Genomic DNA, 26,720 nt, shown 5'->3' on the forward strand with positions numbered 1-26,720 from the left:
CATGTACACATGCAGTATTTTGTCCAGCAGCTTATCAATGGGCTGACGCTGGGATCGATCTATGGGCTGATCGCAATCGGCTACACGATGGTCTACGGCATCATCGGCATGATCAACTTCGCCCATGGCGACATTTTCATGGTTGGGGCCTTCGCCGCCCTCGTCGTCTTCCTCATCCTCGGCTCCTTGTTCTATTCGGTGCCGGTCGTCCTGGCGCTGCTGATCATGATGATCGTGGCGATGCTGCTCACCAGCCTCTACAACTGGACGATCGAGAAGGTGGCCTACCGGCCGCTGCGCGGTTCGTTCCGGCTGGCGCCGCTGATCACCGCCATCGGCATGTCGATCGCGCTGTCGAACTTCATCCAGGTGACGCAGGGTCCGCGCAACAAGCCGATCCCGCCAATGGTCAGCAAAGTCTACGACATCTACGGCATCAGCGTGTCGCTGAAGCAGATCATCATCGTCATCGTCACGGCGCTGCTGCTGGCGCTGTTCTGGTACCTGGTCAACAGGACTTCGCTCGGCCGAGCGCAAAGGGCCTGCGAGCAGGACCGCAAGATGGCGGCACTGCTGGGCGTCGATGTCGATCGTACGATCTCGATCACCTTCATCATGGGCGCGGCCCTGGCGGCTGTCGCCGGCACGCTGTTCCTGATGTACTACGGCGTCATCGCCTTCTCCGACGGCTTCGTGCCGGGGGTCAAGGCCTTCACGGCTGCCGTTCTCGGCGGCATCGGGTCTCTGCCGGGCGCGGTGCTTGGCGGGCTTTTGATCGGCTTCATCGAGAGCATGTGGTCGGCATATTTCTCGATCGACTACAAGGACGTCGCAGCGTTCTCCATCCTGGCGATCGTGCTGATCTTCCTGCCTTCCGGCATTTTGGGCCGGCCAGAAGTCGAAAAGGTCTGAGACAATGGCGGTTTCCGTATCCTCGGAGCGCGACACCGTCGCCTCCCCCGTGCAGCGCGCATTGCGTGAAGCGCTCTATGCCGGCGCCATCTCGCTGGGGCTGTTCATTCTCTTCATCGGCCTGAAGACCGACCAGAACATCAGCAACCAGCTGATCCTGCTACAGCGCTGGGGGCTGCTCATCACCGTGGTCGTGCTGACCATGCTTGGGCGCTTTCTCTATATTGCCTATGGCCAGCCGTTCATGGCCAATCAGAAGATCACCAATGTCGCAACCGGCCTGTTGCCGGCAAGCGTGGCGTCGCGCTTCTTCCTGCTTCCGGCCTTCATTGTGGCGGTCGTGCTAGCGGTTATCCTGGTTGCGTTCAGCAGCGCCCTGCCGGCGTTGGTGGGACCCGATCTGGCCGGCTATCTCCAGTTCCTGCGCGCGCTGGCCGTCATCTATGCGCTCGCCTGCGTGATCTTTTATTTCCGCGCATTCATCCACGCCAATTTCACCAAGCTCGGCATTGCGGCGCTGGTGCTATACCCGATCCTTGTCGTCGTAGTGCTGTCGGTCTATGCGTGGTCGATCATGGGCGGCCTGCAGGGGTCGTTGAAATGGGTCGACAATTACGGCATCCAGATCCTGATCTATGTGATGCTGGCCTGGGGGCTGAACATCGTCGTCGGCCTCGCCGGTCTGCTCGACCTTGGCTACGTCGCCTTCTATGCGGTCGGCGCCTATGCCTATGCGCTGCTCGGCTCCCATTATGGCCTGTCGTTCTGGATCCTGCTGCCGGCAGCCGGCGCCATGGCCGCCTTCTGGGGCGTGCTGCTCGGCTTTCCGGTGCTCAGGCTGCGTGGCGACTATCTCGCGATCGTCACGCTGGCCTTCGGTGAGATCATCCGGCTGGTGCTGATCAACTGGCGCGACGTGACCAACGGCTCGGCCGGCGTCTCCGGCATCCCGAAGGTCACCTTCTTCGGCCTGATGACATTCAATTCATCGGATCCGAACTATATCGGCAAGGTGCTGGATATCGCCCAGTCGAGCGCCTACTACAAGATCTTCCTCTATTACCTGATCCTGGCGCTGGCGTTGCTCACCGCCTTCGTCACCACTCGGTTGAGGCGCATGCCTGTCGGCCGCGCCTGGGAAGCACTGCGCGAGGACGAGATCGCCTGCCGCTCGCTCGGCATCAACACCACCACCACCAAGCTCACCGCCTTTGCCACCGGCGCCATGTTCGGCGGTTTTGCCGGCGCATTCTTCGCCGCGCGGCAAGGTTTCGTCAGCCCTGAATCCTTCGTCTTCCTGGAATCGGCCATCATCCTTGCCATCGTCGTGCTTGGCGGCATGGGCTCGCTGGTCGGTATCGCGGTCGCCGCGCTGGTGATGATCGGCGGCACCGAGGCGTTGCGCGAACTCGATTTCCTGAAGAGCATCTTCGGCAAGGACTTCACACCGGAGCTCTACCGCATGCTTCTGTTCGGCATGGCCATGGTCATCGTCATGCTGTGGAAGCCGCGCGGCTTCGTCGGCAGTCGTGAACCGACAGCCTTCCTCAGAGAACGAAAAGCCGTCTCCGGTTCCTTCACCAAGGAAGGGCACGGCTGATGAGTGCGAATTCGATGAAAGACGCCATTCTCCAGGTCGAGCATCTGTCGATGAAGTTCGGCGGCCTGGTCGCTATCGGCGACCTGTCCTTCCAGGCCAAGCGCGGCGAGATCACCGCGCTGATCGGACCCAACGGCGCCGGCAAGACCACCGTCTTCAACTGCATCACCGGCTTCTACAAACCGTCGGAAGGCATGATCACGCTCAACGGTGCCGACGGCTCGAGCTTCCTGCTCGAACGGCTGCCCAATCATGAGATCCCGGCGCGCGCCAAGGTGGCGCGTACCTTCCAGAACATCCGGCTGTTCTCCGGCATGACGCTGTTGGAGAACCTGCTGGTTGCCCAGCACAACAAGTTGATGAAGGCATCGGGCTATACGATCCTCGGCCTGTTCGGGATCGGTGGCTACCGCCGGGCCTCGGCCGAATCGGTTGAGCTTGCCAAGCACTGGCTGGAGAAGGCGGATCTTGTCGACCGCGCCGACGATCCGGCCGGCGACCTGCCCTATGGCGCGCAGCGACGGCTCGAGATCGCGCGCGCCATGTGCACGGGGCCCGAGCTCCTGTGCCTCGACGAGCCTGCGGCCGGTCTCAATCCGAAGGAATCGGCAGCGCTCAATTCGTTGCTGATGGACATCAAGAGCAGCACGTCGATCCTTTTGATCGAGCATGACATGTCGGTGGTCATGCAGATTTCCGACCATGTCGTGGTGCTCGAATATGGCCGCAAGATTTCCGATGGTAGCCCGCAATCGGTGCGCACCGACCCGCGCGTCATCGCCGCCTATCTCGGCGTCGACGACGAGGAGGTCGAGACGGTGCTGACCGAGGTCGGCGATGAAGACGTCATCGAACAGTTGGACATCGGGCCGGACTCGGCACACGGGCCAGGCACGTCGTCGTCTTATCTCGCCGGCCCGGTGAGCGACACGATCGGCCATAGCGAGGGCGAGCGGGTCACGGTATCGAAGGGCGCCTCGAAGGCAGCCCAATTCGATGCAAGGACCAACGTCGCGCCGAGAAAACCGACCGAGCGGGCCACGGCCAAGCCCGCCGGGAAATCCCCGACATCCAAGCCGCGCGGAGGGCGTAAATGATGGCCGAGACAACGCTGCTCGACATCAAGGGCGTCGAGACCTACTACGGCAACATCAAGGCGCTGAACGGCGTCGATGTCCACGTCAACCAGGGCGAGATCGTCGCGCTGATCGGCGCCAACGGCGCCGGCAAGTCGACGCTGATGATGACCATCTTCGGTGCGCCGCGGGCCCGTTCCGGTACCATCACTTTCGCCGGCACCGACATCACCCAGATGCCGACGCACGAGATCGCGCGCATGCGCATCGCACAGTCGCCCGAAGGCAGGCGTATTTTCCCGCGCATGACGGTAATGGAAAACCTGCAGATGGGCGCCGGTCTCGACAACCTCAAGCACTATGACGAGGATGCCGAGAAGGTGTTCACGCTGTTCCCGCGCCTCAAGGAGCGCATCGCCCAGCGCGGCGGCACGCTGTCGGGCGGCGAGCAGCAGATGCTGTCGATCGGACGCGCGCTGATGGCGCGGCCGAAGCTGCTTCTGCTCGACGAGCCGTCGCTGGGCCTGGCGCCGCTGATCGTCAAGCAGATTTTCGACGCCATCCGCGAGCTGAACCGCACGCAAGGGCTGACCGTGTTCCTGGTCGAGCAGAACGCCTTTGGCGCGCTCAAGCTCGCCACGCGCGGCTATGTCATGGTCAACGGCAACGTGACCATGAGCGGCACGGGCAAGGAATTGCTCGCCAATCCCGAAGTGCGCGCGGCCTATCTCGAAGGCGGCCATCACTGAGTTTGGAGCGAAATGTATGCATACGGTATTCCGCTCCAAGTTGTTTGTTTGTCGCATGACCTTTGTCCGAAAAGTCTGCAACTTTTCGGGGTCATGCTAGGGAGTCTTCACCATGCAAGGCATTCTCTACGAAGAACCTTCCATCTGGCAGTTCTTCTTCGTCACCTGTCTGCTCGGCGGCTGGGCGGCATGGATGACCGGCAAGGCCAGCGCCCAGACATGGCGCAGCCTGCCGGCGCTGTTCGCCTATCTGCTGGGGCTCGGCATCGGCATCAGGTTCATCCATCATGCCCTGTTCGGCGGCACGATGTTTTCGCTGCAATACTATGTCGTGGACACAATCGTGCTCATGATATTGGGGTTTGTCGGCTATCAATACACGCGCACCAACCAGATGGTGACGCAGTATAATTGGCTTTACGAACGGGCTTCGATCTTAAGCTGGAAGCCGAAAGCTTGACGTTCACCATTAACGCCGTTTCGGGGATGAATCGGCGTGACAAGGGCCTGAAAATCGGCAAAGTACGCTTTCTGCGATAAGGGTGGGCATCGCATGAAAGTATCATCCACGCCCACCTCGTAAATGGGAGCGTTTCAATGAAGAAATCACTTTTGTCCGCCGTTGCGCTGACCGCGCTTGTCGCGTTCGGCGGTAACGCATGGGCTGATGTCCTCGTCGGCGTCGCCGGTCCGATCACCGGGCCGAATGCGGCCTTCGGTGCGCAGCTGCAGAAGGGTGCGGAAGCGGCTGTTGCCGACATCAACGCAGCAGGCGGCATGAATGGCGAGCAGATCAAGCTTGAAGTCGGTGACGACGTCTCCGATCCGAAGCAAGGCATCTCGGTCGCCAACAAGTTCGTCGGCGATGGCGTCAAGTTCGTGGTCGGCCACTTCAACTCGGGCGTCTCGATTCCGGTGTCGCAGGAAGTCTATGTCGACAACAATATCGTCGAAGTGACCCCGGCGGCGACCAACCCGAAATTCACCGAGCGCGGCCTGTGGAACGTGTTCCGCACCTGCGGACGCGACGACCAGCAGGGCGGCATTGCCGGCGCCTATATTGCGGCCAACTTCAAAGACGCCAAGGTTGCCGTCATCCACGACAAGACCCCCTACGGTCAGGGCCTTGCCGATGAAACCAAGAAGGCGATGAACGCAGCCGGCCTGACGGAAGTCATGTACGAAGGCGTCAATGTCGGCGACAAGGACTTCTCGGCGCTGATCGCCAAGATGAAGGACGCCGGCGTCACCCTGATCTATTGGGGCGGCCTGCACACGGAAGCTGGCCTGATCATCCGCCAGTCGGCTGACCAGGGCCTCAAGGCTACCCTGATGTCGGGCGATGGCATCGTCACTGACGAGCTGGCTGCGATCGCCGGCGACGCGGTTATCGGTACGCTCAACACCTTCGGTCCGGATCCGCGCCTGATCCCCGAGAACAAGGCACTGGTCGAGAAGTTCCGCGCCCAGGGCTTTGAGCCGGAAGCCTACACGCTCTACGCCTATGCCGCCATGCAGGTCATCGCCGAAGCCGCTGCCGTGGCCAAGACGAACGACCCGGTGGAAGTGGCCAAGGCCTTGCATGAGAAGGGTCCGTTCAAGACCGTTCTGGGCGACCTCGCCTATGACGAGAAGGGCGATCCGAAGCTCCCGGGCTACATCATGTACGAGTGGAAGAAGGGTCCGGACGGCAAGATCACCTGGCTGCCGAAGTCCTGATCGGATAACGCAATCCCTACGAAATGCCCGGCGCTTGCGCCGGGCATTTTTCTTTGACCCGTCGCCTGGGTCCGAGCAGGGGCGGTGACGTTGGCTAAAAAGAACCTTTAGCCGGAGCTGGATTGTGCGCGGGATGACAATTCGCGTCACTCCGCGACGCCATTCGCACGCAGTCTTTCGCTTTGCAGTGCTAGAATCCATTTAAATCGGTTTAATCGCCTCCCGATTTTGGTTGCACTGCAGCATTTTCGCGTTAATCATTGCTGAACCCCCATCCCTCCCTGTCCGGAGCCTTCTTCCTTGGCCATCACGAAGATCCTCGTCGCCAACCGGTCCGAAATTGCCATTCGCGTTTTTCGCGCGGCCAACGAGCTCGGCCTCAAAACCGTGGCGATCTGGGCCGAGGAGGACAAATATTCGCTGCATCGCTTCAAGGCCGATGAAAGCTACCAGGTCGGGCGCGGGCAGCATCTGCTTAGGGATATGGGGCCGATCGAAAGCTATCTGTCGATCGAGGAAGTGATCCGCGTCGCCAGGCTTTCAGGCGCCGACGCCATCCACCCGGGCTACGGCCTTTTGTCGGAGAGCCCCGAATTCGCCGATGCCTGCGCTGAGGCCGGCATCACGTTTATTGGCCCGAAGCCGGACACGATGCGCCGGCTCGGCAACAAGGTTGCCGCGCGCAATCTCGCCATTGAGGTCGGCGTGCCGGTGATCCCCGCCACAGACCCGTTGCCGGACGATATGGAGACGGTCAAGAAACTGGCCAAGGAGATCGGCTATCCGGTGATGCTGAAGGCCTCGTGGGGCGGTGGTGGGCGCGGCATGCGCGCCATCCGCGCCGAGACCGATCTTGCCCGTGAAGTCACGGAAGGCAAGCGCGAGGCGAAAGCCGCCTTCGGCAAGGACGAGGTCTATCTCGAAAAGCTGATCGAGCGCGCGCGCCATGTCGAGGTCCAGGTGCTTGGCGACACGCATGGCAACGCAGTGCATCTGTTCGAGCGCGACTGCTCGATCCAGCGCCGCAACCAGAAGGTCGTCGAACGGGCGCCGGCGCCATACCTTGAAATGTCGCAGCGCGAGGAGCTTTGCGGCTACGCGTTGAGGATCGCTCGCGAGACAAGCTATATCGGCGCCGGCACGGTGGAATTCCTGCAGGACGCCGACACCGGCAAATTCTACTTCATCGAGGTCAATCCGCGCATCCAGGTCGAGCACACCGTCACCGAGCAGGTGACCGGCATCGACATCGTCAAGGCGCAGATCCACATCCTGGACGGCTTCGCCATCGGCACGCCGGAATCGGGCGTACCGGCGCAGAAGGACATCAGGCTCAACGGCCACGCGCTGCAGTGCCGCATCACCACCGAAGATCCCGAGCACAATTTCATTCCGGATTACGGCCGCATCACCGCCTATCGCGGCGCCACCGGCTTCGGCATCCGGCTCGACGGCGGCACCGCCTATTCGGGCGCGGTCATCACCCGCTTCTACGATCCGCTGCTGGAGAAGGTGACGGCGTGGGCGCCGACACCGGCCGAGACGATCGCCCGCATGAACCGGGCGCTGCGCGAGTTCCGCATTCGTGGCGTCGCCACCAACCTCACCTTCCTCGAAGCGATCATCAACCACCCTAGCTTCGCCGACAATTCCTATACGACCAAGTTCATCGACACGACGCCGGAATTGTTCCAGCAGGTCAAGCGCCAGGACCGCGCCACCAAGCTGCTCAACTACCTGGCCGATGTCAGCGTCAACGGTCATCCGGAAACCCGCGGTCGGCCCATGCCGAAAGCCGATGCGGCCGCGCCCGTCGTGCCCTATCTCAACGGCAATGTGCCGGGCGGCAGCAAGCAGAAACTGGACGTGCTCGGCCCGCAGAAATTCGCTGCCTGGATGCGCGAGCAAAAAGAGGTGCTGGTCACCGACACGACGATGCGCGACGGCCATCAGTCGCTGCTCGCCACCCGCATGCGCACGCATGACATCGCCAATATCGCCGGCACATACGCTCGGGCCTTGCCGCAACTCCTGTCGCTTGAATGCTGGGGCGGCGCCACCTTCGACGTCGCCATGCGCTTCCTAACCGAGGATCCGTGGGAGAGGCTGTCGCTGGTGCGCGAAGCAGCCCCCAACCTTCTGCTGCAGATGCTTCTGCGCGGCGCCAACGGCGTCGGCTACACCAACTACCCCGACAATGTCGTGCAGCATTTCGTCAAACAGGCAGCAAGCGGCGGCGTCGATCTGTTCCGTGTTTTCGACTGCCTGAACTGGGTCGATAACATGCGCGTCGCCATGGACGCGGTCGGCGCCGAGGGCAAGCTGGTCGAAGCGGCGATCTGCTACACCGGCGACATCCTCGATCCGGCGCGCGCCAAATACGACCTCAAATATTATGTCGGGCTGGCGAAGGAATTGCAGGCCGCCGGCGCCCACATCATCGCCGTCAAGGACATGGCCGGCCTGCTGAAGCCGGCCGCCGCACGCGTGCTGTTCAAGGCGTTGCGCGAGGCAACCGACCTGCCGATCCACTTCCACACCCACGACACGTCGGGCCTGTCGGCGGCGACGGTGCTGGCGGCGGTGGAGAGCGGCGTCGACGCCATCGACGCGGCGATGGACTCTCTCTCCGGCAACACCTCGCAGCCGTGCCTGGGCTCGATCGTCGAGGCGCTTAAGGGCACCGAGCGCGACCCGGGCCTCGACCCGCAATGGATCCGCCACATCTCGTTCTATTGGGAGGCGGTGCGCAACCAGTACGCCGCTTTCGAAAGCGACCTGAAAGGGCCAGCGTCGGAGGTCTATCTGCACGAGATGCCGGGCGGCCAGTTCACCAACCTCAAGGAGCAGGCGCGTTCGCTCGGGCTGGAAACGCGCTGGCACGAGGTGGCGCAGACCTATCACGACGTCAACCTGATGTTCGGCGACATCGTCAAGGTGACGCCGTCGTCCAAGGTCGTCGGCGACATGGCGCTGATGATGGTCAGCCAGGACCTGACTGTCACCGATGTCGAGAACCCCAACAAGGACATCGCCTTCCCGGACTCGGTGGTGTCGATGCTGCGCGGCGATCTCGGCCAGTCACCGGGCGGTTGGCCGGAAGCCTTGCAGAAGAAGGTGCTGAAAGGCGACAAGCCGATCACGGTGCGGCCGGGCTCGCTGTTGAAGCCCGCCGATCTCAAGGCCAACCGCAAGGAGATCGAGCAGAAGCTGGAGCGCAAGCTTAGCGAGTACGAATTCGCCTCGTGGCTGATGTATCCAAAGGTGTTTTCCGACTTCGCCGCGGCGCAGGAGACCTATGGCCCGGTCAGCGTGCTGCCGACGCCGACCTATTTCTACGGCATGAAGTCGGAAGACGAGATCTTCGTCGACATCGAAAAAGGCAAGACCCTGGTGGTACGCTGCCTTGCGATCGGCGATGTCGACGAGAAGGGCATGGTCACGGTGTTCTTCGAGCTCAACGGCCAGCCGCGAAGGGTGAAGGTTCCCGACCGCGCGCATGGCGCGTCCGCCGCCAAGGCGCGGCGCAAGGCTGAGCCCGGCAACGAGGCGCATGTCGGCGCTCCGATGCCCGGGGTCGTCTCGGCGCTTGCGGTTGCCGCCGGCCAGGCGGTCAAAGCCGGCGACGTGCTGTTGTCGATCGAAGCCATGAAGATGGAGACGGCGCTGCATGCCGAGCGCGACGGAACGATCGTCGAAGTGCTCGTCAAAGCGGGCGACCAGATCGACGCCAAGGATTTGTTGATCGCTTTTGGGTGACGCGCTGATCGATCGCCTTGGGGACGGCTGGCAGCAGCCTTCCACGAAGCATCGATAATGGCTTGACCCGCCGCGCCCGCTCGGGCATCGAACCCGCTCCAATTTTGCCGCGCCAGAATCGCGGTGCTTAAAAAAAGAAGCGGAGAAAAAACATGGCCGACGACATCACAGATACCAGCCAGACTGTTGCCGCCGGCCAGTTGCGCGCCTTCATCGAGCGCATCGAGCGGCTCGAGGAAGAAAAGAAGACCATCGCCGACGACATCAAGGAAGTGTTCGCCGAGGCCAAGGGCACCGGTTTCGACACCAAGGCGATGCGGTCGATCATCCGGCTGCGCAAGAAGGATCAGGCCGAGCGGCAGGAAGAAGACGCCATCCTCGATCTGTATATGGCGGCCCTCGGCATGGTGTAAGAGACTGTATGGAAATTCTACCCGGCTGATATTGCCGGAGCGGATTTCGAAACAAGTCTCGGCCGGGCATGATGCTGGAGCGGGCATCGAACCATGAGCGAATTCGACTTTGGCGCCCGCCGCGCCTCAGAATTCCGCCAGCGCAGCTTCTGGGCGCTGTTCGCCGAACGGCATCCGGAGGAACGCGCATCCATGGCGCGGCGCGGGCCGTGGTTCTGGCAGCGCGGGCTGCCCGATTTCGCCCTGGTCCTGTCCATGTATGTCGCGCCGGCGCAAAACCATGTCGGCGTCTTCTTCGGCCGCAACGAGAAGTTCGGCGCCACTGAAGCCTGGTCGCGGCTGAAGCCGTTCCAGCCGGCGATCGAAGACAGGTTGAAACTCAGGCCGGAACAGAGCTGCGAGGGGCTCGGCATCAACTCGATGTGGCGGGTGAATTGCTATGCCGAGGACAATTGGCCGGCCATGGCCGACTGGCTGGTGACGGAATGCTCACGCTTCGAGCGCGCCGTCACCGAGGTGCTGGGACAGGTCGAAGGCGGTTCGTGAACCCGGCCGCCTAGTTCGGTTTCGGCGCGTCGCGGCCGATCTCGTCCAGATGCTGCTGCAGCGCCATGTGATCGAGCGCGTCCATCGGCAGGTTGCTGAACAGCGAGATGCGGTTGTTGAGCATGCGATAGGCATCGGCGAAGGCAAGATGCATCTCGGCGTCGGTGCCTTGTGCCTTGGCCGGGTCCGGTATCGCCCACAGCGCGGTCATCGGATGACCGGGCCAGACCGGGCAGGATTCGTTGGCGGTGCTGTCGCAGACGGTGAAGACGAAATCCATTTCAGGGGCGTCAGGTTCGGCAAACTCATCCCAGCCTTTCGAGCGGGCGAAGCCGGTGTCGTAGTTGAGGCTCTCGAGCAGCTGCAGCGCGTAGGGATTGACGGTGCCCTTCGGCTCGGACCCGGCGGAGAAGGCCTTGAATTTCTCGGCGCCGATCCGATTGAGGATGGCCTCGCCCATGATCGAGCGCGCCGAATTGGCGTTGCACAAGAACAGCACATTGTAGCTTTTGTCGCTCATCAAAGACCTCCCTGGCAGGCGACCGGGATGAAGGAACGGCACGGTCTGCAAATTAGCTTTGCGGCGGATGCCGGCAAGGGGCGGGCTCGAAAAGATTTCACGATTGTTTGGCGATCGGCAAGACATATGCTTCAACGCGCCTGATCATTATGCGGCATTGACAGACCTGCCGCTCTCGGGATCGTTGCGGGTTCCGGATGGGATAGTTTGATGCAGGGACCAGCGGGCAGTGAAGACGGCAAGACGGGCGGAGCCGCCGGCTTCTTCCGCTCACGCTGGCACGGTGCCGTGTCGCTAGATCGTCTGTTCTGGCGCGACATGATCGTTGTCGGCACCGCGATCAACGTCGCGTCGTCGGTGGTTGCACTCATCCTGCTCGGGCTGAAGCTGCCGCTGGCAGTGGTGCTGGCCGTGCATTTCGCGCCGGTGCCCTACAACATCTTCCTGACCCTGGCTGTCTGGCGCATTGCGGAAAAGGCCGGCGGCGGCAAGGCCTCGCTGATGATGCTCGGTTCCGCGCTATGGTTGATCCTGGTGGTCGTTGTCTGAGACGCCGGCTGGGCACGAAAAAGGGCGGCCGGAGCCGCCCTTTGCAGGAGATGATGACCGGGTTGCGGTTTAAGCCGCCGGCTCGAATTTCAGCGCCACGCCGTTGATGCAATAGCGCAGGCCGGTTGGCGGCGGGCCGTCGTCGAAGACATGGCCGAGATGGCTGCCGCAGCGGGCGCAGTGGCATTCGGTGCGGACCATGCCGTAGCTGCGGTCGACAGTGTTTTCGACCGAACCAGGCACCGGGTCGTTGAAGCTCGGCCAGCCGGTGCCGCTCTCGAACTTCAGCTTGGATTCGAACAGCGGCTGGTCGCAGCCGACGCAGGAAAAGGTGCCAGCGCGCTTCTCGTAGAGCAGGGCGCAGCTTCCGGGACGTTCGGTGCCGTGGCCGCGCATGACGGCATATTGCTCCGGCGTCAGCCGGGCACGCCATTCAGCGTCGGTGCGGGTAACGGGATAGGTGTGGGTGTCCATTCGATCTCCTCAGCCTTGGCGGCTTGTTGTTGGTTGCAAGCTATATTCGCTCCAAGATAGGGGTTTGTTACAGGTTCGGCCAGCGCCGCGATGTGCCTGAGCCTCAATGCTTGCGTGAAAGCTGCTTCGTCGCGGCTTCGAGCCCGGCCAGCGTCAGTGGGAACATGCGGCCGCCGAAGAGGTCGCGGATCATCGCGATCGAATGGGTGAAGCCCCAATTCTTCTGGTTTTCCGGGTTCAGCCAGACCGCGTTGGGCCATTGCTGCAGCAGCCGGCCGAGCCAGACGCTGCCGGCTTCCGGGTTCCAGTGTTCGACCGAGCCGCCGGGATGGGCAATCTCGTAAGGGCTCATCGAGGCGTCGCCGACGACGATCACCTTGTAGTCTGGGCCGTATTTGTGGAGGAGGTCGAAGGTCGGGATGGTCTCGGCATGCCGGCGGCGATTGTCCTTCCACACGCCCTCATAAAGGCAGTTGTGGAAGTAGAAATATTCGAGCTGGCGGAATTCGGCGCGAGCGGCCGAAAACAGCTCCTCGACGCTTTTGATGTGGTCGTCCATCGAGCCGCCGACATCGAAGAACATCAAAAGCTTCACTGCGTTGCGCCGTTCGGGGCGCGTCTGCACATCGAGATAGCCGTGCTCGGCGGTGGCGTGGATGGTGCCTGGCAGGTCGAACTCTTCCTCCGCACCTTCGCGCACCCAGCGGCGCAGGCGCTTCAGCGCCACCTTGATGTTGCGGGTGCCGAGCTCGATGGCGTCGTCGAAATTCCTGAATTCGCGCTTGTCCCAGACTTTGACCGCGCGACGGTTGCGGCTTTCATGCTGGCCGATGCGCACGCCTTCGGGATTGTAGCCATAGGCGCCGAAGGGCGAGGTGCCGCCGGTGCCGATCCATTTCGAGCCGCCCTGGTGGCGGCCTTTCTGTTCCTCGAGCCGCTGCTTCAGCGTCTCCATCAGCTTTTCGAAGCCACCGAGCGCCTCGACCAGTTTTTTCTCTTCCTCGGTCAGGTGCTTTTCGGCGAGCCGGCGCAGCCATTCCTCAGGGATGTTGGCGACATCAATGGCGTCCGGTCCGGTGAGAGCCTCGACGCCTTTGAAGATATGCGCAAACACCTGATCGAAGCGGTCGATATGGCGTTCGTCCTTCACCAAAGCGGCGCGGGCGAGGTAGTAAAAACCCTCGACGTCATAGTCGACCAGCCCGGCTTCCAGTCCCTCCAGCAGCGACAGATATTCCCTGAGCGAGACGGGAACCCGCGCGGCCTTCAGTTCGAGGAAGAAGGGGAGGAACATGGCCTATCGATGTCCTTCGATCTTCTCTCGTGCTGCACTAGCGATGAAAGCGGAACGCGTGAGGCCGCGCCGACCGGCTTCTTCGTCGATCGCAGCCAAGAGGCCAGCGTCGAGCGACAGATTGGCTCGAACCGGCCGGCCGGAATCGATCAATACGGGGATCATGACGGCAGACTCACCCACCGTGCTGTCAATTTCACCTTGTCCGAGCAGCTCGGCAACGGTATTCGGTCCCGGCAAGGGCAAGTGTTTCGCCAAGTGCGCTTCGACCCATTCACGTACGGCCGACGTCACATCTGCGATGGCCTCTTCAGGGCTTGCGCCGCCGCCATGGCAACCCGGAAGGTCAGGGACTCGGACACCCCAGACATCGTCCGCTCCATCGAGAATTCCGACATAGTGCGCCATGTGCTTGGTCCTCAAATCCATCCTGCCAGCCGAGCGATCGACCGGGCAACGCCAGGAGATTGCTCACGGTGCCGAGGTACGATGAGTATCACCTCAGGCTTGTCCGGATGCTCATACTTGTCGTGCTTGCCGCCGCCGACACCTACCCAACCCTCGCGCAAAAGCCTCGCGATGATCTTGCGCGTATTGGTCTCGATCAGCGGCATCGCTCACCCACTTATGCGCAATATATTGCGCAATAGCTGTTACTTCAACTGGGTGTCTATCTACAGCAGATCGTACTCGATGAAACCCGTCCGCCGCGCGACATGGTCGTAGAGCTTGCGGGCGGTGGCGTTGGTTTCGTGGGTCATCCAGTAGACGTTCTTGACGCCGATCTTGCCGGCTTCCTGCTTGACCGCTTCGATCAGGGCCGCACCGATGCCCTTGCCGCGCACATCAGGGTCGGCGAACAGGTCCTGCAGGTAGCAGTTGTTTTTCTCCGACCAGCCGGAGCGGTGGTAGAGATAGTGGGTCAGGCCCACCGCTTTGCCGTCGAGGGTGGCGATAAATCCCTTCGGCTCGAATTCGCCTTCCGTGAACAGCCGCTTCCAGGTGATGTCGTAGACCTCGTCCGGCAGCTTGGTCTCGTAGAAGGTGAGGTAGGCAGTCCATAGCCGACGCCAGTCGGCATGGTCGGACTGCGCCAGCGGGCGGACGGTGATCTCGGTCATTTCGGTTCCTCCAAAGCTTGATCCGTTCCGGCGGAATCAGATCAGGTACAGCCTATACCACCGCCGAATTGTACTCGCGAAATGCGGTCGCCAGCACATGCAGCGCCTCGCGGGCTCGTGGCGCCAGTGTGTGCGAATGCAGCACCACTTCGGAAGCCTCAAGAGGCGGCAGGTCAAGCTTGCGGCCAACGTCGATCAGGCCGGGCGGAGCGACGCGGTGGGCCAGCGCCGAAACGGCGAACCCCGCCGATACCGCAATGTTGACGGCCGCGCCGCCGCCGCCGACGAAGGCCTCCTCCCAGGCGATGCCTGCTTTGTCCAGCGCTTCGACCGCTCGCACACGGTCCGGACAACTGCATATGGTGCTTAGAAGCGCGAGGCGCAGCGGCGTTCCGCGCTGCCACTCGAATGAGGGCGCTGCGAACCAGCCATAATGGTTGCGCGACAAGGTCCGGCCCGGGCGGCTGTCGCCTTCGCGGTGCACGATGACTGCATCAAGCTCGCCGTGATCGAATGCTTCCTTCAGGACGGTGCTGGTGTCGATCCTCAAACTGAGCGTGAGCGACGGATCGTGCGCATGCAGCTGGGCAATCAGGACGGAAAGCTCGGCGCCTGCGGCATGATCGACAAAGCCGAGCGCAAGCCGGCACGGTGCTGACGCAAACTCCGCCATGGCGCGCTCATGCGCGGCAAGGAAGTCGCGCGCGGCGGGGAGGAAAACGGCGCCTCGTGCCGACAGGCTCACGCGGCGCGGCGTTCTTTCGATCAATCGCGCGCCGAGCTTTTCCTCGAGACGGCGCAGCTTGACGCTGATCGTCGCCTGGGTGCTGCCGAGCGCTGCGGCGGCACGGGTGAAGCTCTGCAGGTCGGCTACCATCACGAAGGTGCGAACGGCATCGACATCAAGGCTGGTCATTTACGAGCTTCCCTTGGGCAGCATGCCAATTTGTTATTTCTGATATAGCCAATCATAGCCTTTTTTCATGATCAAGTCTCCTCTATTTCAACCTGATCGCGGTTTGAAGCGCGCCGCCGTCCCTGTTCCGATGGAGAGAGATCGATATGCCGTTGCCCATTCAACGAAACACCATTGCGCTTACCGGCGTCTGCCTGGCGTCGCTGCTGTTCGGGCTCGAGATCTCCAGCGTGCCGGTGATCCTGCCGAAACTGGAAAGCGTGCTCGCCGCCGATTTCAGGGATCTGCAGTGGATCATGAATGCCTACACCATTGCTTGCACGACGGTGCTGATGGCCACGGGGACATTGGCCGACCGCTTCGGCCGCAAGAGCGTGATGGTGATCACCACCGTCGCCTTCGGCCTCGCTTCGCTGCTGTGCGGCCTCGCCCCCAGCGCGCCGCTGCTGATCGCCGCCCGCTTCCTGCAAGGCCTTGCCGGCGGCGCGATGCTGACCTGCAGCGTGGCGGTGCTGTCGCACCAGTTCCAGGACGGAAAGGCGCGCGGCAAGGCTTTTGTCGCCTGGAGCGTCGTCGCGGGCATCGGGCTTGGGTTCGGTCCCGCCATCGGCGGTCTGATCGTGGCGCTGTCGAACTGGCAGTGGGTCTTCCTCATCCACGTGCCGCTGGCGATCCTAGCGCTCGCCTTCATCGGCGCCGGTGTTACGCAATCGCGCGATCACAACGCCCAGAGGCTCGACTGGGCTGGCATGCTGACGCTGTCAGCCGCTGTCTTCGGCTTCTCCTATCTGATCACCCAAGGCGCGGATCTCGGAGCCAGTGCCCGCATCGGCGTGATTGCGGCGGCGGTGGCGGCCTTCATCGCTTTCCTTGTCGCCGAGTGGGTCAATCCCTATCCGATGTTCGATTTTTCGGTGTTTCGCATCCGCCAGTTTTCGGGCGCGATCATGGGCGCGATCGGCATGAATTTCAGCTACTGGCCGTTCATCATCTATCTGCCGATCTATTACTCCGGCGTGCTTGGCTACGACAGCACGACGACCGGCCTGCTGCTGCTCGTCTACACGCTGCCCTTCATGGTGATGCCGCCTATCGCCGAGCGCATTCGCGCCCGCTATCAGGCACGGATTGCCATCCCGCTCGGCCTGCTGACATTGGGGATCGGTTTCATCGCCATGTGGATCGGCTCCGGGCTTGAAGGGGCGACCTGGCTGACCATGCTGCCTGGCACGCTGATCGCCGGCATCGGCATCGGCCTCACCAACTCGCCGACCACCAACACCACGACCGGCGCGGTGTCGCCGGATCGCGCCGGCATGGCGTCCGGCATCGATATCAGCGCACGCCTGATCACACTCGCCATCAACATAGCGGTGCTCGGCCTGTTGCTGACGCAGGGCATCGTCTCTTATCTCAGCAGTGCATTTGGCGTGGCCTTGAGCTCAGGCGAAGTGCGCGCGCTGGCGGAAAGGGTCGCCACCGGGAATCTCCATGGCCTCGCACAGGAGATGCCTGAACTCGCAACCCTCGACCCCTCCGGCGCTATCGTGCACGCCGCTCTGGTCAACGGCTTCGGCTGGGTCATGCTCTATTGTGGGATCGGCGTTCTTGCCCTGTCGGTCATCGGTTTCGCCATCTTCGGACCAAAGCGCGTCACGCCGCAGGAGAGAGGGTTTGCTCCCGCCGAGTAAGCGGCGGAAGCCCGCTCACAGCTGTCAGCTCGGCCGACCGATCCTCATCCCTGCCGCCTGGCCATGAAGGCCAGGCGTTCGAACAGATGCACGTCCTGCTCGTTCTTCAACAGCGCGCCATGCAGTTTGGGCAGCGCGTTCTTCGGGTCGGTGCGGAGATCCTCCGGCGCGATATCGTCGGCGACCAACAGCCGGATCCAGTCGAGCGCTTCCGATGTCGAGGGCTTCTTCTTTAGGCCGGGCACGTCGCGGATCTCGTAGAACTGGGTGAGTGCCGCGCGCACCAAATTCTGCTTGATGCCGGGATAGTGCACGTCGACGATCTTGTGCAGCGTCTCGACATCGGGAAAGCGGATGTAGTGGAAGAAGCAGCGGCGCAGGAAGGCGTCGGGCAGTTCCTTCTCATTGTTGGAGGTGATGATGACAATCGGGCGCACAGCGGCGCGGATCGTCTCGCCGGTCTCGTAGACGAAGAACTCCATCCGATCGAGCTCCTGCAGCAGATCGTTGGGGAACTCGATATCGGCCTTGTCGATCTCGTCGATCAACAGCACGACCTTCTTGCCGGCCGCGAAGGCCTCCCAAAGCTTACCGCGCTTGATGTAGTTCCTGATGTCATTGAAGCGCTCGTCGCCGAGCTGGCTGTCGCGCAGCCGCGAGACCGCGTCATACTCATAGAGCCCCTGCTGCGCCCGCGTCGTCGACTTGACGTGCCATTCGATCAGGTCGAGGCCAAGCGCCGATGCCACCTGGCGGGCAAGTTCGGTCTTGCCGGTGCCGGGCTCGCCCTTGACCAGCAAGGGCCGCTCCAGCGCGATCGCCGCGTTGACCGCCACCATCAGATCCTTGTCGGCGACATAGTCCGCCGTGCCTTCAAAACGCATTCTTGCTCCTCGATTGGTCATCGCGACCGTAAGGACGCCGCCCGGCCTGTGCAAGGGCGAGCCGACTGTGACGAATGGGCTTGAAACCCTTGAAGAAAACATCCGTTGCTATCGCAAGGCCGCGCGGTGGGCTGAAGGGGTGGTGGCGTGACCGAAACGATATCAGGCAAGACAGCACTGCAAATCGTCGTCGCCGTGCTGGCGGCGACGCCGGTGCTGGTCGGCCTGGAAGGCGTGTTGTCGGGGCAGGACTTCCTTGATGTCGTCGCACCCTGGCCGATCGATCTCGACAGCCATTTCCGCTTCCTGTCCGGGTTCTTTCTGGCCATCGGCATCGCCTGGTACAGTTGCATTCCCGACATCGAGACAAAGACCGAGCGGTTTCGGCTGCTTGCCGCCTGCACTTTCGCCGGCGGGCTGGCGCGGCTTGTCTCGCTGTTCGCGGCCGGTTTGCCGTCACGCGGGCACATCGCCGGACTGACGATCGAACTGCTCGCGGTGCCTGCGCTGGTCTGGTGGCAAAGCCGCGTTGCGAATAAAGCCGCCGAGAATGCCCAACTCTCTGGCGCTTAGGTGGTGAGCCGCCTATATTGGGCTTGGCGATCTGCGCTTCCCGGCAGGAGAACATTTTCCCCGGGGCCTTAACGATCCTTAGGGAGCTGTCCCTGGGAAGACCCGTGGGTTTTCTCATACGGCGCCCACCTACTTTGTAGGTTCCCGGGATCGCTCTCTCCACCGGTTGTGTGGATCGTCATTTCTTGCCTGCATCCACGCATTTGGTGGGTGATGCGGTAGAAAACGTCGCTCTTAAAACTCCGCCCTGCCGTGACCCTTTCTACCTTGGCCACATGACATCTCCCAAAGACCTGAAAAAACAGCTGCGCCGCGAAGCCCTCGGCCGCCGCGATGCGCTCGATCCGATGTGGCGGGTGGAGATCGCACTTGAGATGGCCGAGACGGCGCGCGATCACCTCGCTATCGAGCCTGGCCAGATCGTTTCAGCTTTCTGGCCGATGCGATCGGAAGTCGACGTCAGGCCGCTGATGTTTGCCTTGCGCGAGAAGGGAGCCAGGCTTTGCCTGCCGGCCATCCTCGACAAGAGCACAATCGTCTTTCGCGAACTGGTGCGCGGCGCGCCGATGGTCGAGATGGGTTTTGGCACGGTCGGTCCGCATGAGGAAGCCGAGGAGCTCGACCCCTCGGTGATGCTGGTGCCGCTAGCCGCCTTCGACGCGCGCGGCCATCGCATCGGCTACGGCGCCGGCTACTACGACCGCGCCATCGCCAGGCTGATCGACAAGGGCCAGCCGCCACGGCTGATCGGCATCGCCTTCGATTGCCAGGAGGTGGCGCAAGTGCCGGACGAGAACCATGACGTGGTCATCCCGGAAATACTCACTGAGAGCGGGTTGCGCCGCTTCGATATCGCTTAAAAAATCGTGATCCGTTTAACGCGTTTCCAAGACATGCCGGATAGTATTCCTGCAATACAGTCCGAGCCGATGGCGGCCATCATGTTTGTCCTAGCACGCTTCCTGCTGATGCCGTTCGTCCTCGTTGCGGTGACGCTGTTCGCGATGGGCTTGCACATCGTCGGAACCGCCCTGCATCACCAGTTCGCCTGGCATCAGACGGTTGCCACTGTGACGGATGTCAGTCCCTACGGCGAAATGCAGAGGAATGGCCTGACCACCGAAGGCATCAATGTTGCCGTCACCTATGTCGCCAACGATGCACCGATGACCTGGTCCGGCAAGGGGAAGATCATCGGTCTCGACACGGCGTCCAAAGGCGATCAGGTGGAATTTTACTACGACCCTGCCGATCCATCGTCCCTCGATACCGCCGCAATGAAGGGCTGGCGCGGCGGGTTGCTGCTCCTTGCCGTTACCGGCGGGTTCACCGCGTTCTACATCTGGTTCTTCTGGCTGCGCGGACGCAACGCGCCGCCGATGATGCCTCCGCCTGTTCGCGTTGCAGGCGCGGACGCCAAGCCGCCTCAGCAGCGTGATACTTTCGGCCGGCGTTAGCGCCAATCGCCCCGGTAGCGCTTGCCTAGCGTCCGTGCCTCTGGATAGAAGTGGGCATGAGACTTCTCTTCCTCGGCGACATGGTGGGCAAATCGGGACGTACGGCAGTGTGGGAACAACTGCCGGGCCTGATCTCCGATTTCAAACTCGATTTCGTCATCGTCAACGGTGAGAACGCCGCCGGCGGCTTCGGCATCACCGAAGATATTTTTCGCGACACCATCGCCGCCGGTGCCGATGTCGTCACCACCGGCAACCATGTCTGGGACCAGCGAGACGCGCTGATCTTTGCGCCGCGCGAGGAGCGCTTCCTGCGCCCCTCCAATTTCCCCAAGGGCACGCCGGGGCGCGGCTCCGGCGTCTATATCGCCAAAAACGGCGCGCGCGTGCTGGTCGCCAACATTATGGGCCGGGTGTTCATGCATCCCGAGCTCGACGATCCGTTCCAGGCCGGTGAGCGCGAGCTGGCGGCCTGTCCGCTGGGCGAGCAGGCCGACGCCGTGGTCATCGATTTCCACGCCGAGGCGACTTCGGAGAAAATGTGCTTCGCGCATTTCGTCGACGGCCGCGCCAGCCTGGTCATCGGCACCCATACGCACCAGCCGACCGCCGACCACCAGATTCTCAATGGCGGCACCGGCTACATGTCCGACGCCGGCATGTGCGGCGATTATGATTCCTCGCTCGGCATGGACAAGGAAGAGCCGCTCAACCGGTTCCTGTCGAAAGTGCCGAAAGGCCGGTTCGAGGCGGCGACCGGACCGGCGACATTGTGTGGCATCGGCGTCGATATTTCCGACCGCACCGGCCTGACCGAGAAGATCGCGCCGTTTCGTCGCGGGCCGCGGCTCGAAGAAACCGCGCCATCCTTCTGGTCGTGACATTGATATAGTCGAGTACAGTACCTAACTGGCGACGAAACTGCTCTAGATCGTTAAAGAGGGGACGACCTCCATGCAGCTGATCGAATTCTTTGCGCCGCATTTTCAATTTGTTTCCGACCCCACCGCCTGGGTCGCGTTGCTGACGCTGATAGTGCTCGAGGTCGTGCTCGGCATCGACAATCTGATCTTCATCTCGATCCTGACCAACAAATTGCCGGAAGCGCAGCGCGCCCGCGCCCGCCGTCTCGGCATCTCGGCGGCGCTGATCATGCGGCTGGTGCTGCTCGCCACCATTTCCATCATCGTGCAGCTGACGACGCCGGTGTTCACCGCCTTCGGCCATGGTTTTTCCTGGCGCGACCTGATCCTGATCGCCGGTGGCCTGTTCCTGGTGTGGAAGGCGACCAAGGAAATCCATCACACGGTCGATCCGGAGGATCACAAGGACACGATGATGGGCGAAACGCTGCAGATCTCGCTTGCTGGCGCCATCTTCCAGATCCTGCTGCTCGACCTCGTCTTCTCGATCGATTCCATCATCACCGCCGTCGGCATGACCGACGAGATCGCCATCATGTACATCGCCGTCATCGTGGCGGTGAGCGCGATGATGCTGGCGGCCGGGCCACTCGCCAATTTCATCGCCAAGAACCCGAGCATCGTCATGCTGGCGCTGGGCTTCCTGCTGATGATCGGCATGACGCTGATCGCCGACGGCATGGGCTACCATGTGCCGAAGGGCTACATCTACGCCGCCATGGGCTTTTCCGCCTTGGTCGAAGGGCTCAACATGCTGGCGCGACGACGCAGGAAATCCGGCGGCGGGCACTGAGGCTGGGCGGTCGGGGCGCGGAGATTTTGGGTTGACTCTTACAAAATTGTACGTACATTATTGTAACTAGCAATGGTGCTGCTTTGCGGTTCGAGTGGGATCCTGAAAAAGCCAGGCGCAATCTCGCCAAGCACGGTATCGCATTCGATCTCGCCCAGAAGGTATTTGATGATCCGCTTCATCTAATCGTGCCTGACCGGTTTGAGGATGGTGAGCAACGATGGCACGCGATCGGGATGATCGGAACCGTAGTGGTGCTGTTGGTTGTCCACACTTATCCCGATAGCGAAGATGAAGAGCGGGTTCGGATTGTTGGTGCCCGAAAGGCGACGCCGCATGAAAGGAAGCGCTATGAGCAAGAAGGACCTTAGCCAAGATCAGCGCAGCCAACTCGCCAAGCTGGCCGAGTTGCCTGACAGCGAAATCGATACGTCGGATATTCCGGAGGCTCCGGCCGAAAGCTGGCTTCATGCCCGCCGCGGGCATCTCTATCGACCGCTCAAGCAGCCGGTGACCATTCGTCTCGATGCTGACGTGCTATCATGGTTCAAGGAACATGTCCGGGGTGGCGGCTACCAAACCGAAATCAATCGTGTGCTCCGCCATCATGTTGTCGAACAGGAAAAGCGCCGAAGCTGACGGTGCACTGGCTATAGGAGATCGTCCGTGGCCGCTGCAGCATCCGCCCTACGCCGTGTCTGGACGAATTGAGCCGATTTATCTATAAGCCGGCCATTCCGAGAAAGAGCGCCGTATGCCTTCGCAGGCATGCGAGAGACGTTCTGAGATTTAAATTCGAGCATTTGCGGGAAGGCTGGGCATCGTCGCCTCGCTTCGCAATGCTCTAGCCGAAGACGACAGGGGTGCCATGGCTGGCCATTCACAGTTCAAGAACATCATGCACCGCAAGGGCCGCCAGGACGCGGTGCGGTCGAAAATGTTTTCCAAGCTGGCGCGCGAAATCACCGTCGCCGCCAAGAGCGGGACGCCCGATCCATCGATGAACCCGCGCCTGCGCCTGGCGATCCAGAACGCCAAGGCTGTGTCGATGCCCAAGGACAACATCCAGCGCGCCATCAACAAGGCGTCGATGGGCGATGCCGAGAATTACGAAGCGGTGCGCTATGAAGGCTACGGCCCGGGCGGCGTGGCGCTGATCGTTGAGGCGCTGACCGACAACCGCAACCGTTCGGCTTCGAACGTGCGCGCCGCCTTCACCAAGGCCGGCGGGGCACTCGGCGAAACCGGCTCGGTGTCGTTCATGTGGAACCGCGCCGGCGAGATCTACTATCCGGCTTCCGCCGGGAGCGCCGACAAGGTGATGGACGCGGCGATCGAGGCCGGTGCCGATGACGTCGAGTCCGACGAGGAAGGCCACACCATCTACTGTGCCTTCGAGAGCATGGGCGAAGTGTCGAAGGCGCTGGAAGCCTCGCTCGGCGAGGCCGAATCGGTGAAGCCGATCTGGCAGCCGCAGAACAATGTCCCGGTCGACGAGGAGCGCGCACAGTCGCTGATGAAGCTGGTCGCAACGCTCGAGGATGACGACGACGTGCAGAGCGTCTACGCCAATTTCGAGGTCGACGACGAGACCATGGCCAAGCTCAGCGCGGCGTGATCGAAACTCGAACATGAGCGAGCTACCCACCATCCGCATCACCTATTGCACGCAATGCCAGTGGCTGCTGCGCGCCGGCTGGATGGCGCAGGAACTGCTCTCCACTTTCGGCACGGATCTCGGCGAAGTGACGCTGGTGCCCGGCACGGGCGGCATCTTCACCATTTCCTCCAACGATCGGCTCATCTGGGACCGTAAGCGCGACGGCGGCTTTCCCGACGCCGCCAAGCTCAAGCAGCTGGTGCGCGACGTCATCGATCCCGAGCGCGATCTAGGCCATTCCGACCGCAAAGGTCACACGCAAAAAGACCCTGCCTAAGGCGAGGTCTTTTGCATTTGCGACGTACCGTTTCACAGCAATGCGAAGATGAAGCAGGCCATCGACACGATGGCGGTGATGGTGCGGACGTGGTTCCACATCACCCATTGGTTCAGATGGTTCGCCCACACGGCGGCGCCATTGGCGCTGGCCGGATCGACAGCGGCGAGCGCATCGTTGAGCGGCACATTGAAGACCATGGTCACGATCGGGTTGCCGATCAGGTAGATCACCGCGCCGGCAAGCAGCCAGTAGGAGCCCGACTGGCTCCAGCCCATGATGACGGCGGCGATAAGCACCAGACAGAGCAGGCCGGTGCCGAACAGCGCCGTCATGAAGGTCGGGGTGATCACCGTGATGTTGATCGAATTCATCGCCGCAATGCCTTGAGGGACGGGCAGTCGGGCAAGCGCCGCCATGACGAAGTTGGAAAAGGCGAAGAACACGCCGCCGACGACGCCCGAGCCGATTGCGGCAATGATGGTGAGGGTGGGAAGAAGCTTGATCATCTCAGTTGCTCCAGATGCCGGTTGCGGCGGTTTCATTTGCGTAGGCGGAAAAGTCTTTCGGCGCACGGCCAAGTACACGCTGGACGCCGTCAGTCAGCGTCTCGTTGCGGCCGTCAAGCACTTCGGTGAACAGCTCGTTGAGCAGCCAGGAGATTTCGGGCGGCAGTTCATATGCGGCCATCGCGACGGTGAATTCGTCATGCGAGACCTTGATATAGCGGATGTCGCGGCCGGCCGCCTTGGCGATCTCGGCGACCGCCTCGGCGAAGCTTAGCAGCCGCGGCCCGGTCAGCTCATAGAGCTGGCCCAAATGGCCTGGCTCGGTCAGCGCAACGAAGGCCGCGTCGGCAATGTCGTCGGCATCGATAAAGGGCTCACCCACATTGCCGACTGGCAAGGCTACTTCGCCTTGCAGCAGGGACTCGACGAGAAAGCCTTCGCTGAAGTTCTGCGAAAACCAGGCGCAGCGCAGGATCGTCCAGTCGGCGCCCGAGGCTTTGACCATCTCTTCGGCGCGCTGGGCCTCGGTCTCGCCGCGCCCGGAGAGCAGCACCAGGCGGGTGACGCCATTGGCCACTGCAAGCCTGGCGAAGGCGCCGACAGTCTCGGCGGCACCCGGCACGGCGATGTCGGGATAGTAACTGATGTAGATGGCGCTGACGCCTTGCATGGCCGGACCCCAGGTCGCCGGAACTTCCCAGTCGAAGCGTGGGCTGCCCGAGCGCGAGCCGATACGCACGGGAACGTCCTTTGCGGTCAGGCGCTCGGCGAGGCGACGGCCGGTCTTGCCGGTGCCGCCGAGGATCAGGATTGGTTTTGAAGTCGTGTCAGTCATTTTTGGTTTCCTCTCTGTTTCAAACATGAGTAATCCTCATATTTGCAAAACGTGATAAACCCTCGTATTCTTCAAGTCAAGCGCGTTCGCTGAAAAATTCTTGGAGGGACCATGGAAGGCAGGACCGTTGAGCAGGATGGGCAGGTCGGATCACCGCGGCGGGCACCCAGCCAGCAACGCAGCCGCGAGCGGGTCGAGCGGATGCTGGCCGCCGCCTCGGCGCTGATTGCCGAGCAAGGCAGCGACGCCATGCGCATGGGGGAGGTGGCGGAACGGGCAGAGGTGTCGATCGGTTCGCTCTACCAGTTCTTTCCCGACAAGCGGGCGATCGTCTGGGCGCTGGCCGAGCGCTACACCGCCGAGAGCCAGGCCTGCATCTCCTCGGCACTAAAGGATGTCGGCGACGCCGAAGGCCTGCGGCAGGCGTTTTCGGAGCTGGTCGATATCTACTACCGGCTGTTCCTGGCCGAGCCGGTGATGCGCGACATATGGTCGGGCACCCAGGCCGACAAGGCGCTGCGCCAGCTCGAGCTCGCCGACAGCCGCACCAATGCGGAATTCCTGACCGCCGTGCTGAAGCGCCTGCAACCCGGTGCCGATCCGGTGGCGCTTGAGACGGCAGCGTTTCTGGTCTGGCAAATGGGCGAAGCCGCTGTGCGGCTGGCGATCTCGGTCGATCGGGAGGAAGGCGACAGACTGGTCGCCGCCTACAAGCGTATGGCGCTGAGGGAGTTGTTGGAAGGGTAGAGACCACCCGTGCTTGGGGCTTGTACGGCAGCGCTGGCGATTAGCGAAGCCATTGGCGAGAGCGCCCCTCTCCCCGTCACTATACGGGGAGAGGATGCCGGCAGGCAGGTGAGGGGCAGCACTGGCCTATGACATTTGACGTCGCGAACCACCACCGAATTCTCAAGCGGGCTATCTGCTGATGGCTAATTTGCCGACGCTGGCGCTGCCCCTCATCCGCCTGCCGGCACCTTCTCCCCGTAGAGAGACGGGGAGAAGGGAGCTGTGGCCAACAAAAAACCCGCCACAAGGGCGGGTTTTTGATCTGTGAGGAGCCGATAAGGCTTAGAGGCCGAAGCCTTCGAAGCGCTTCTTGAACTTCGACAGGCGGCCGCCGCGGTCGAGCAGGGTCTGCTGGCCGCCGGTCCAGGCCGGGTGCGTGGTCGGGTCGATATCGAGGTTCATCGTATCGCCTTCCTTGCCCCAGGTCGAACGGGTCGAGTATTCGGTGCCATCGGTCATGACGACCTTGATGGTGTGGTAGTCGGGATGGATGTCGGCCTTCATTGTCGTGCTTCCTGGCTTATGGCACCTGCCGACGGGCCCGTGGCCTGCGTCGATGCGCCCCTTTTTAAAACTCGAAGCCGCAGCTATTGAAAAGCCACGGCTTCTAAAACGGTCGGCGAGCCTATACATCAGCCGGAATTGAATCACAAGGCCGCGGCGGGCGCATATTGAAAGCGC

At 62.1% G+C, this 26,720-nt stretch carries 31 protein-coding genes, 1 other RNA gene and 1 pseudogene; 22 read left to right on the top strand and 11 right to left on the bottom strand.

Features of this window, described 5'->3' with window-relative positions; genetic code table 11:
- The first annotated feature begins 9 nt into the window (after positions 1-9).
- From AC1D1B_RS06450 to AC1D1B_RS06490, 9 genes and pseudogenes are all read left to right on the top strand, one after another.
- Complete coding sequence (locus tag AC1D1B_RS06450; RefSeq protein ID WP_181057722.1) at positions 10-912, top strand: branched-chain amino acid ABC transporter permease; 903 nt, start codon at positions 10-12, stop codon at positions 910-912.
- A gap of 4 nt (positions 913-916) precedes the next feature.
- Positions 917-2,512: a high-affinity branched-chain amino acid ABC transporter permease LivM gene (livM, locus tag AC1D1B_RS06455; RefSeq protein WP_477330366.1), complete on the top strand. Its 1,596-nt coding sequence runs from the start codon at positions 917-919 to the stop codon at positions 2,510-2,512.
- Positions 2,512-3,591: pseudogene (locus AC1D1B_RS06460) on the top strand (ABC transporter ATP-binding protein); the annotation flags it as partial. The gene livM and the pseudogene AC1D1B_RS06460, both read left to right, overlap by 1 nt.
- A 17-nt stretch (positions 3,592-3,608) precedes the next feature.
- A complete protein-coding gene (locus AC1D1B_RS06465; RefSeq protein ID WP_142869801.1) occupies positions 3,609-4,337 on the top strand; it encodes an ABC transporter ATP-binding protein in 729 nt (242 codons plus the stop codon).
- A gap of 112 nt (positions 4,338-4,449) precedes the next feature.
- Positions 4,450-4,797 carry a DUF6867 family protein gene (locus tag AC1D1B_RS06470; protein WP_477330368.1) on the top strand — a complete coding sequence of 116 codons (348 nt, stop codon included), beginning with the start codon at positions 4,450-4,452 and terminating at the stop codon, positions 4,795-4,797.
- A 137-nt stretch (positions 4,798-4,934) separates the two neighbouring features.
- On the top strand, positions 4,935-6,056 hold the full coding sequence (locus tag AC1D1B_RS06475) for a branched-chain amino acid ABC transporter substrate-binding protein (RefSeq protein ID WP_181057728.1): 1,122 nt from the start codon (positions 4,935-4,937) through the stop codon (positions 6,054-6,056).
- Positions 6,057-6,356: 300 nt separating this feature from the next.
- Entirely contained in the window at positions 6,357-9,815 is a 3,459-nt protein-coding gene (gene pyc, locus AC1D1B_RS06480) for a pyruvate carboxylase (RefSeq protein ID WP_477330371.1), read from the top strand.
- 152 nt (positions 9,816-9,967) lie between these two features.
- Positions 9,968-10,228, top strand: a complete 261-nt coding sequence (locus tag AC1D1B_RS06485; RefSeq protein WP_112393546.1) for a DUF2312 domain-containing protein — start codon at positions 9,968-9,970, stop codon at positions 10,226-10,228.
- Positions 10,229-10,321: 93 nt separating this feature from the next.
- On the top strand, positions 10,322-10,774 hold the full coding sequence (locus AC1D1B_RS06490; protein WP_477330372.1) for a hypothetical protein: 453 nt from the start codon (positions 10,322-10,324) through the stop codon (positions 10,772-10,774).
- A gap of 10 nt (positions 10,775-10,784) precedes the next feature.
- On the opposite strand, the gene AC1D1B_RS06495 is transcribed toward AC1D1B_RS06490, so the two are convergent.
- A complete protein-coding gene (locus AC1D1B_RS06495; protein WP_477330374.1) occupies positions 10,785-11,294 on the bottom strand; it encodes an arsenate reductase ArsC in 510 nt (169 codons plus the stop codon).
- Positions 11,295-11,504: 210 nt separating this feature from the next.
- On the opposite strand from AC1D1B_RS06495, the gene AC1D1B_RS06500 reads away from it, so the two are divergent.
- Entirely contained in the window at positions 11,505-11,843 is a 339-nt protein-coding gene (locus AC1D1B_RS06500) for a hypothetical protein (protein WP_477330376.1), read from the top strand.
- Between the two features lie 69 nt (positions 11,844-11,912).
- Here the strand turns inward: AC1D1B_RS06500 and msrB are convergent, their stop codons facing one another.
- The 6 genes from msrB to AC1D1B_RS06530 form a co-directional block, all read right to left on the bottom strand.
- Positions 11,913-12,317: a peptide-methionine (R)-S-oxide reductase MsrB gene (gene msrB, locus AC1D1B_RS06505; RefSeq protein WP_023832607.1), complete on the bottom strand. Its 405-nt coding sequence runs from the start codon at positions 12,315-12,317 to the stop codon at positions 11,913-11,915.
- A 103-nt stretch (positions 12,318-12,420) separates the two neighbouring features.
- Entirely contained in the window at positions 12,421-13,611 is a 1,191-nt protein-coding gene (locus AC1D1B_RS06510; protein WP_477330378.1) for a vWA domain-containing protein, read from the bottom strand.
- A gap of 3 nt (positions 13,612-13,614) precedes the next feature.
- Positions 13,615-14,019 carry a type II toxin-antitoxin system HicB family antitoxin gene (locus tag AC1D1B_RS06515; protein ID WP_477330380.1) on the bottom strand — a complete coding sequence of 135 codons (405 nt, stop codon included), beginning with the start codon at positions 14,017-14,019 and terminating at the stop codon, positions 13,615-13,617.
- A gap of 11 nt (positions 14,020-14,030) precedes the next feature.
- Positions 14,031-14,225, bottom strand: a complete 195-nt coding sequence (locus AC1D1B_RS06520) for a type II toxin-antitoxin system HicA family toxin (protein ID WP_477330382.1) — start codon at positions 14,223-14,225, stop codon at positions 14,031-14,033.
- 60 nt (positions 14,226-14,285) lie between these two features.
- Positions 14,286-14,732, bottom strand: coding sequence for an N-acetyltransferase family protein (locus AC1D1B_RS06525; protein WP_477330384.1), 447 nt, complete (start codon positions 14,730-14,732; stop codon positions 14,286-14,288).
- Between the two features lie 52 nt (positions 14,733-14,784).
- Entirely contained in the window at positions 14,785-15,648 is an 864-nt protein-coding gene (locus tag AC1D1B_RS06530) for a LysR family transcriptional regulator (protein WP_477330386.1), read from the bottom strand.
- Positions 15,649-15,794: 146 nt separating this feature from the next.
- Here AC1D1B_RS06530 and AC1D1B_RS06535 point away from each other — a divergent pair, with 146 nt between their 5' ends.
- Complete coding sequence (locus AC1D1B_RS06535) at positions 15,795-17,339, top strand: MFS transporter (RefSeq protein ID WP_477330388.1); 1,545 nt, start codon at positions 15,795-15,797, stop codon at positions 17,337-17,339.
- 44 nt (positions 17,340-17,383) lie between these two features.
- Here the strand turns inward: AC1D1B_RS06535 and AC1D1B_RS06540 are convergent, their stop codons facing one another.
- A complete protein-coding gene (locus AC1D1B_RS06540) occupies positions 17,384-18,223 on the bottom strand; it encodes an AAA family ATPase (RefSeq protein WP_477330390.1) in 840 nt (279 codons plus the stop codon).
- Between the two features lie 147 nt (positions 18,224-18,370).
- Here AC1D1B_RS06540 and AC1D1B_RS06545 point away from each other — a divergent pair, with 147 nt between their 5' ends.
- The 10 genes from AC1D1B_RS06545 to AC1D1B_RS06590 all read left to right on the top strand — a co-directional run bounded on the left by AC1D1B_RS06545 (position 18,371) and on the right by AC1D1B_RS06590 (position 23,906).
- Complete coding sequence (locus AC1D1B_RS06545; protein ID WP_477330392.1) at positions 18,371-18,796, top strand: DUF4345 domain-containing protein; 426 nt, start codon at positions 18,371-18,373, stop codon at positions 18,794-18,796.
- Positions 18,797-18,821: 25 nt separating this feature from the next.
- Positions 18,822-18,977: non-coding RNA, 6S RNA (ssrS, locus tag AC1D1B_RS06550), on the top strand.
- A gap of 94 nt (positions 18,978-19,071) precedes the next feature.
- Positions 19,072-19,656: a 5-formyltetrahydrofolate cyclo-ligase gene (locus AC1D1B_RS06555; protein WP_477330394.1), complete on the top strand. Its 585-nt coding sequence runs from the start codon at positions 19,072-19,074 to the stop codon at positions 19,654-19,656.
- A gap of 69 nt (positions 19,657-19,725) precedes the next feature.
- The gene (locus tag AC1D1B_RS06560; RefSeq protein ID WP_477330396.1) at positions 19,726-20,253 is read left to right on the top strand and encodes a hypothetical protein; all 528 of its coding nucleotides are present in this window, start codon (positions 19,726-19,728) and stop codon (positions 20,251-20,253) included.
- 56 nt (positions 20,254-20,309) lie between these two features.
- Entirely contained in the window at positions 20,310-21,134 is an 825-nt protein-coding gene (locus AC1D1B_RS06565) for a TIGR00282 family metallophosphoesterase (RefSeq protein WP_181057751.1), read from the top strand.
- A gap of 73 nt (positions 21,135-21,207) precedes the next feature.
- The gene (locus AC1D1B_RS06570; RefSeq protein ID WP_477330398.1) at positions 21,208-21,969 is read left to right on the top strand and encodes a TerC family protein; all 762 of its coding nucleotides are present in this window, start codon (positions 21,208-21,210) and stop codon (positions 21,967-21,969) included.
- A gap of 83 nt (positions 21,970-22,052) precedes the next feature.
- Positions 22,053-22,340, top strand: a complete 288-nt coding sequence (locus AC1D1B_RS06575) for a BrnT family toxin (protein WP_477330400.1) — start codon at positions 22,053-22,055, stop codon at positions 22,338-22,340.
- The gene (locus tag AC1D1B_RS06580; protein WP_477330401.1) at positions 22,321-22,608 is read left to right on the top strand and encodes a BrnA antitoxin family protein; all 288 of its coding nucleotides are present in this window, start codon (positions 22,321-22,323) and stop codon (positions 22,606-22,608) included. The genes AC1D1B_RS06575 and AC1D1B_RS06580 overlap by 20 nt, the downstream gene beginning before the upstream one ends.
- Before the next feature lie 229 nt (positions 22,609-22,837).
- Positions 22,838-23,587, top strand: a complete 750-nt coding sequence (locus tag AC1D1B_RS06585) for a YebC/PmpR family DNA-binding transcriptional regulator (protein WP_023668740.1) — start codon at positions 22,838-22,840, stop codon at positions 23,585-23,587.
- Positions 23,588-23,600: 13 nt separating this feature from the next.
- On the top strand, positions 23,601-23,906 hold the full coding sequence (locus AC1D1B_RS06590; protein ID WP_477330403.1) for an Rdx family protein: 306 nt from the start codon (positions 23,601-23,603) through the stop codon (positions 23,904-23,906).
- A 32-nt stretch (positions 23,907-23,938) separates the two neighbouring features.
- Here the strand turns inward: AC1D1B_RS06590 and AC1D1B_RS06595 are convergent, their stop codons facing one another.
- The gene (locus AC1D1B_RS06595) at positions 23,939-24,415 is read right to left on the bottom strand and encodes an anthrone oxygenase family protein (protein WP_112559690.1); all 477 of its coding nucleotides are present in this window, start codon (positions 24,413-24,415) and stop codon (positions 23,939-23,941) included.
- A 1-nt stretch (position 24,416) separates the two neighbouring features.
- Positions 24,417-25,250: an NAD(P)H-binding protein gene (locus AC1D1B_RS06600; protein WP_477330405.1), complete on the bottom strand. Its 834-nt coding sequence runs from the start codon at positions 25,248-25,250 to the stop codon at positions 24,417-24,419.
- A gap of 111 nt (positions 25,251-25,361) precedes the next feature.
- Between AC1D1B_RS06600 and AC1D1B_RS06605 the strand changes: the two genes are divergently transcribed.
- A complete protein-coding gene (locus AC1D1B_RS06605) occupies positions 25,362-25,997 on the top strand; it encodes a TetR/AcrR family transcriptional regulator (protein WP_477330407.1) in 636 nt (211 codons plus the stop codon).
- Between the two features lie 324 nt (positions 25,998-26,321).
- Here the strand turns inward: AC1D1B_RS06605 and rpmE are convergent, their stop codons facing one another.
- A complete protein-coding gene (rpmE, locus tag AC1D1B_RS06610) occupies positions 26,322-26,543 on the bottom strand; it encodes a 50S ribosomal protein L31 (protein ID WP_023668748.1) in 222 nt (73 codons plus the stop codon).
- Positions 26,544-26,720 lie beyond the last annotated feature (177 nt).

It is taken from the genome of Mesorhizobium sp. P2_C5_2, from assembly GCF_056404535.1.

Bases quoted from the DNA above. Each gene is read 5' to 3' on its own strand.
- AC1D1B_RS06450 (WP_181057722.1), top strand. From the start codon at position 10: ATGCAGTATTTTGTCCAGCAGCTTATCAATGGGCTGACGCTGGGATCG.
- livM (WP_477330366.1), top strand. From the start codon at position 917: ATGGCGGTTTCCGTATCCTCGGAGCGCGACACCGTCGCCTCCCCCGTG.
- AC1D1B_RS06465 (WP_142869801.1), top strand. From the start codon at position 3,609: ATGGCCGAGACAACGCTGCTCGACATCAAGGGCGTCGAGACCTACTAC.
- AC1D1B_RS06470 (WP_477330368.1), top strand. From the start codon at position 4,450: ATGCAAGGCATTCTCTACGAAGAACCTTCCATCTGGCAGTTCTTCTTC.
- AC1D1B_RS06475 (WP_181057728.1), top strand. From the start codon at position 4,935: ATGAAGAAATCACTTTTGTCCGCCGTTGCGCTGACCGCGCTTGTCGCG.
- AC1D1B_RS06485 (WP_112393546.1), top strand. From the start codon at position 9,968: ATGGCCGACGACATCACAGATACCAGCCAGACTGTTGCCGCCGGCCAG.
- AC1D1B_RS06490 (WP_477330372.1), top strand. From the start codon at position 10,322: ATGAGCGAATTCGACTTTGGCGCCCGCCGCGCCTCAGAATTCCGCCAG.
- AC1D1B_RS06495 (WP_477330374.1), bottom strand. From the start codon at position 11,294: ATGAGCGACAAAAGCTACAATGTGCTGTTCTTGTGCAACGCCAATTCG.
- AC1D1B_RS06500 (WP_477330376.1), top strand. From the start codon at position 11,505: ATGCAGGGACCAGCGGGCAGTGAAGACGGCAAGACGGGCGGAGCCGCC.
- msrB (WP_023832607.1), bottom strand. From the start codon at position 12,317: ATGGACACCCACACCTATCCCGTTACCCGCACCGACGCTGAATGGCGT.
- AC1D1B_RS06510 (WP_477330378.1), bottom strand. From the start codon at position 13,611: ATGTTCCTCCCCTTCTTCCTCGAACTGAAGGCCGCGCGGGTTCCCGTC.
- AC1D1B_RS06515 (WP_477330380.1), bottom strand. From the start codon at position 14,019: ATGGCGCACTATGTCGGAATTCTCGATGGAGCGGACGATGTCTGGGGT.
- AC1D1B_RS06520 (WP_477330382.1), bottom strand. From the start codon at position 14,225: ATGCCGCTGATCGAGACCAATACGCGCAAGATCATCGCGAGGCTTTTG.
- AC1D1B_RS06525 (WP_477330384.1), bottom strand. From the start codon at position 14,732: ATGACCGAGATCACCGTCCGCCCGCTGGCGCAGTCCGACCATGCCGAC.
- AC1D1B_RS06530 (WP_477330386.1), bottom strand. From the start codon at position 15,648: ATGACCAGCCTTGATGTCGATGCCGTTCGCACCTTCGTGATGGTAGCC.
- AC1D1B_RS06535 (WP_477330388.1), top strand. From the start codon at position 15,795: ATGCCGTTGCCCATTCAACGAAACACCATTGCGCTTACCGGCGTCTGC.
- AC1D1B_RS06540 (WP_477330390.1), bottom strand. From the start codon at position 18,223: ATGCGTTTTGAAGGCACGGCGGACTATGTCGCCGACAAGGATCTGATG.
- AC1D1B_RS06555 (WP_477330394.1), top strand. From the start codon at position 19,072: ATGACATCTCCCAAAGACCTGAAAAAACAGCTGCGCCGCGAAGCCCTC.
- AC1D1B_RS06560 (WP_477330396.1), top strand. From the start codon at position 19,726: ATGGCGGCCATCATGTTTGTCCTAGCACGCTTCCTGCTGATGCCGTTC.
- AC1D1B_RS06565 (WP_181057751.1), top strand. From the start codon at position 20,310: ATGAGACTTCTCTTCCTCGGCGACATGGTGGGCAAATCGGGACGTACG.
- AC1D1B_RS06570 (WP_477330398.1), top strand. From the start codon at position 21,208: ATGCAGCTGATCGAATTCTTTGCGCCGCATTTTCAATTTGTTTCCGAC.
- AC1D1B_RS06580 (WP_477330401.1), top strand. From the start codon at position 22,321: ATGAGCAAGAAGGACCTTAGCCAAGATCAGCGCAGCCAACTCGCCAAG.
- AC1D1B_RS06585 (WP_023668740.1), top strand. From the start codon at position 22,838: ATGGCTGGCCATTCACAGTTCAAGAACATCATGCACCGCAAGGGCCGC.
- AC1D1B_RS06590 (WP_477330403.1), top strand. From the start codon at position 23,601: ATGAGCGAGCTACCCACCATCCGCATCACCTATTGCACGCAATGCCAG.
- AC1D1B_RS06595 (WP_112559690.1), bottom strand. From the start codon at position 24,415: ATGATCAAGCTTCTTCCCACCCTCACCATCATTGCCGCAATCGGCTCG.
- AC1D1B_RS06600 (WP_477330405.1), bottom strand. From the start codon at position 25,250: ATGACTGACACGACTTCAAAACCAATCCTGATCCTCGGCGGCACCGGC.
- AC1D1B_RS06605 (WP_477330407.1), top strand. From the start codon at position 25,362: ATGGAAGGCAGGACCGTTGAGCAGGATGGGCAGGTCGGATCACCGCGG.
- rpmE (WP_023668748.1), bottom strand. From the start codon at position 26,543: ATGAAGGCCGACATCCATCCCGACTACCACACCATCAAGGTCGTCATG.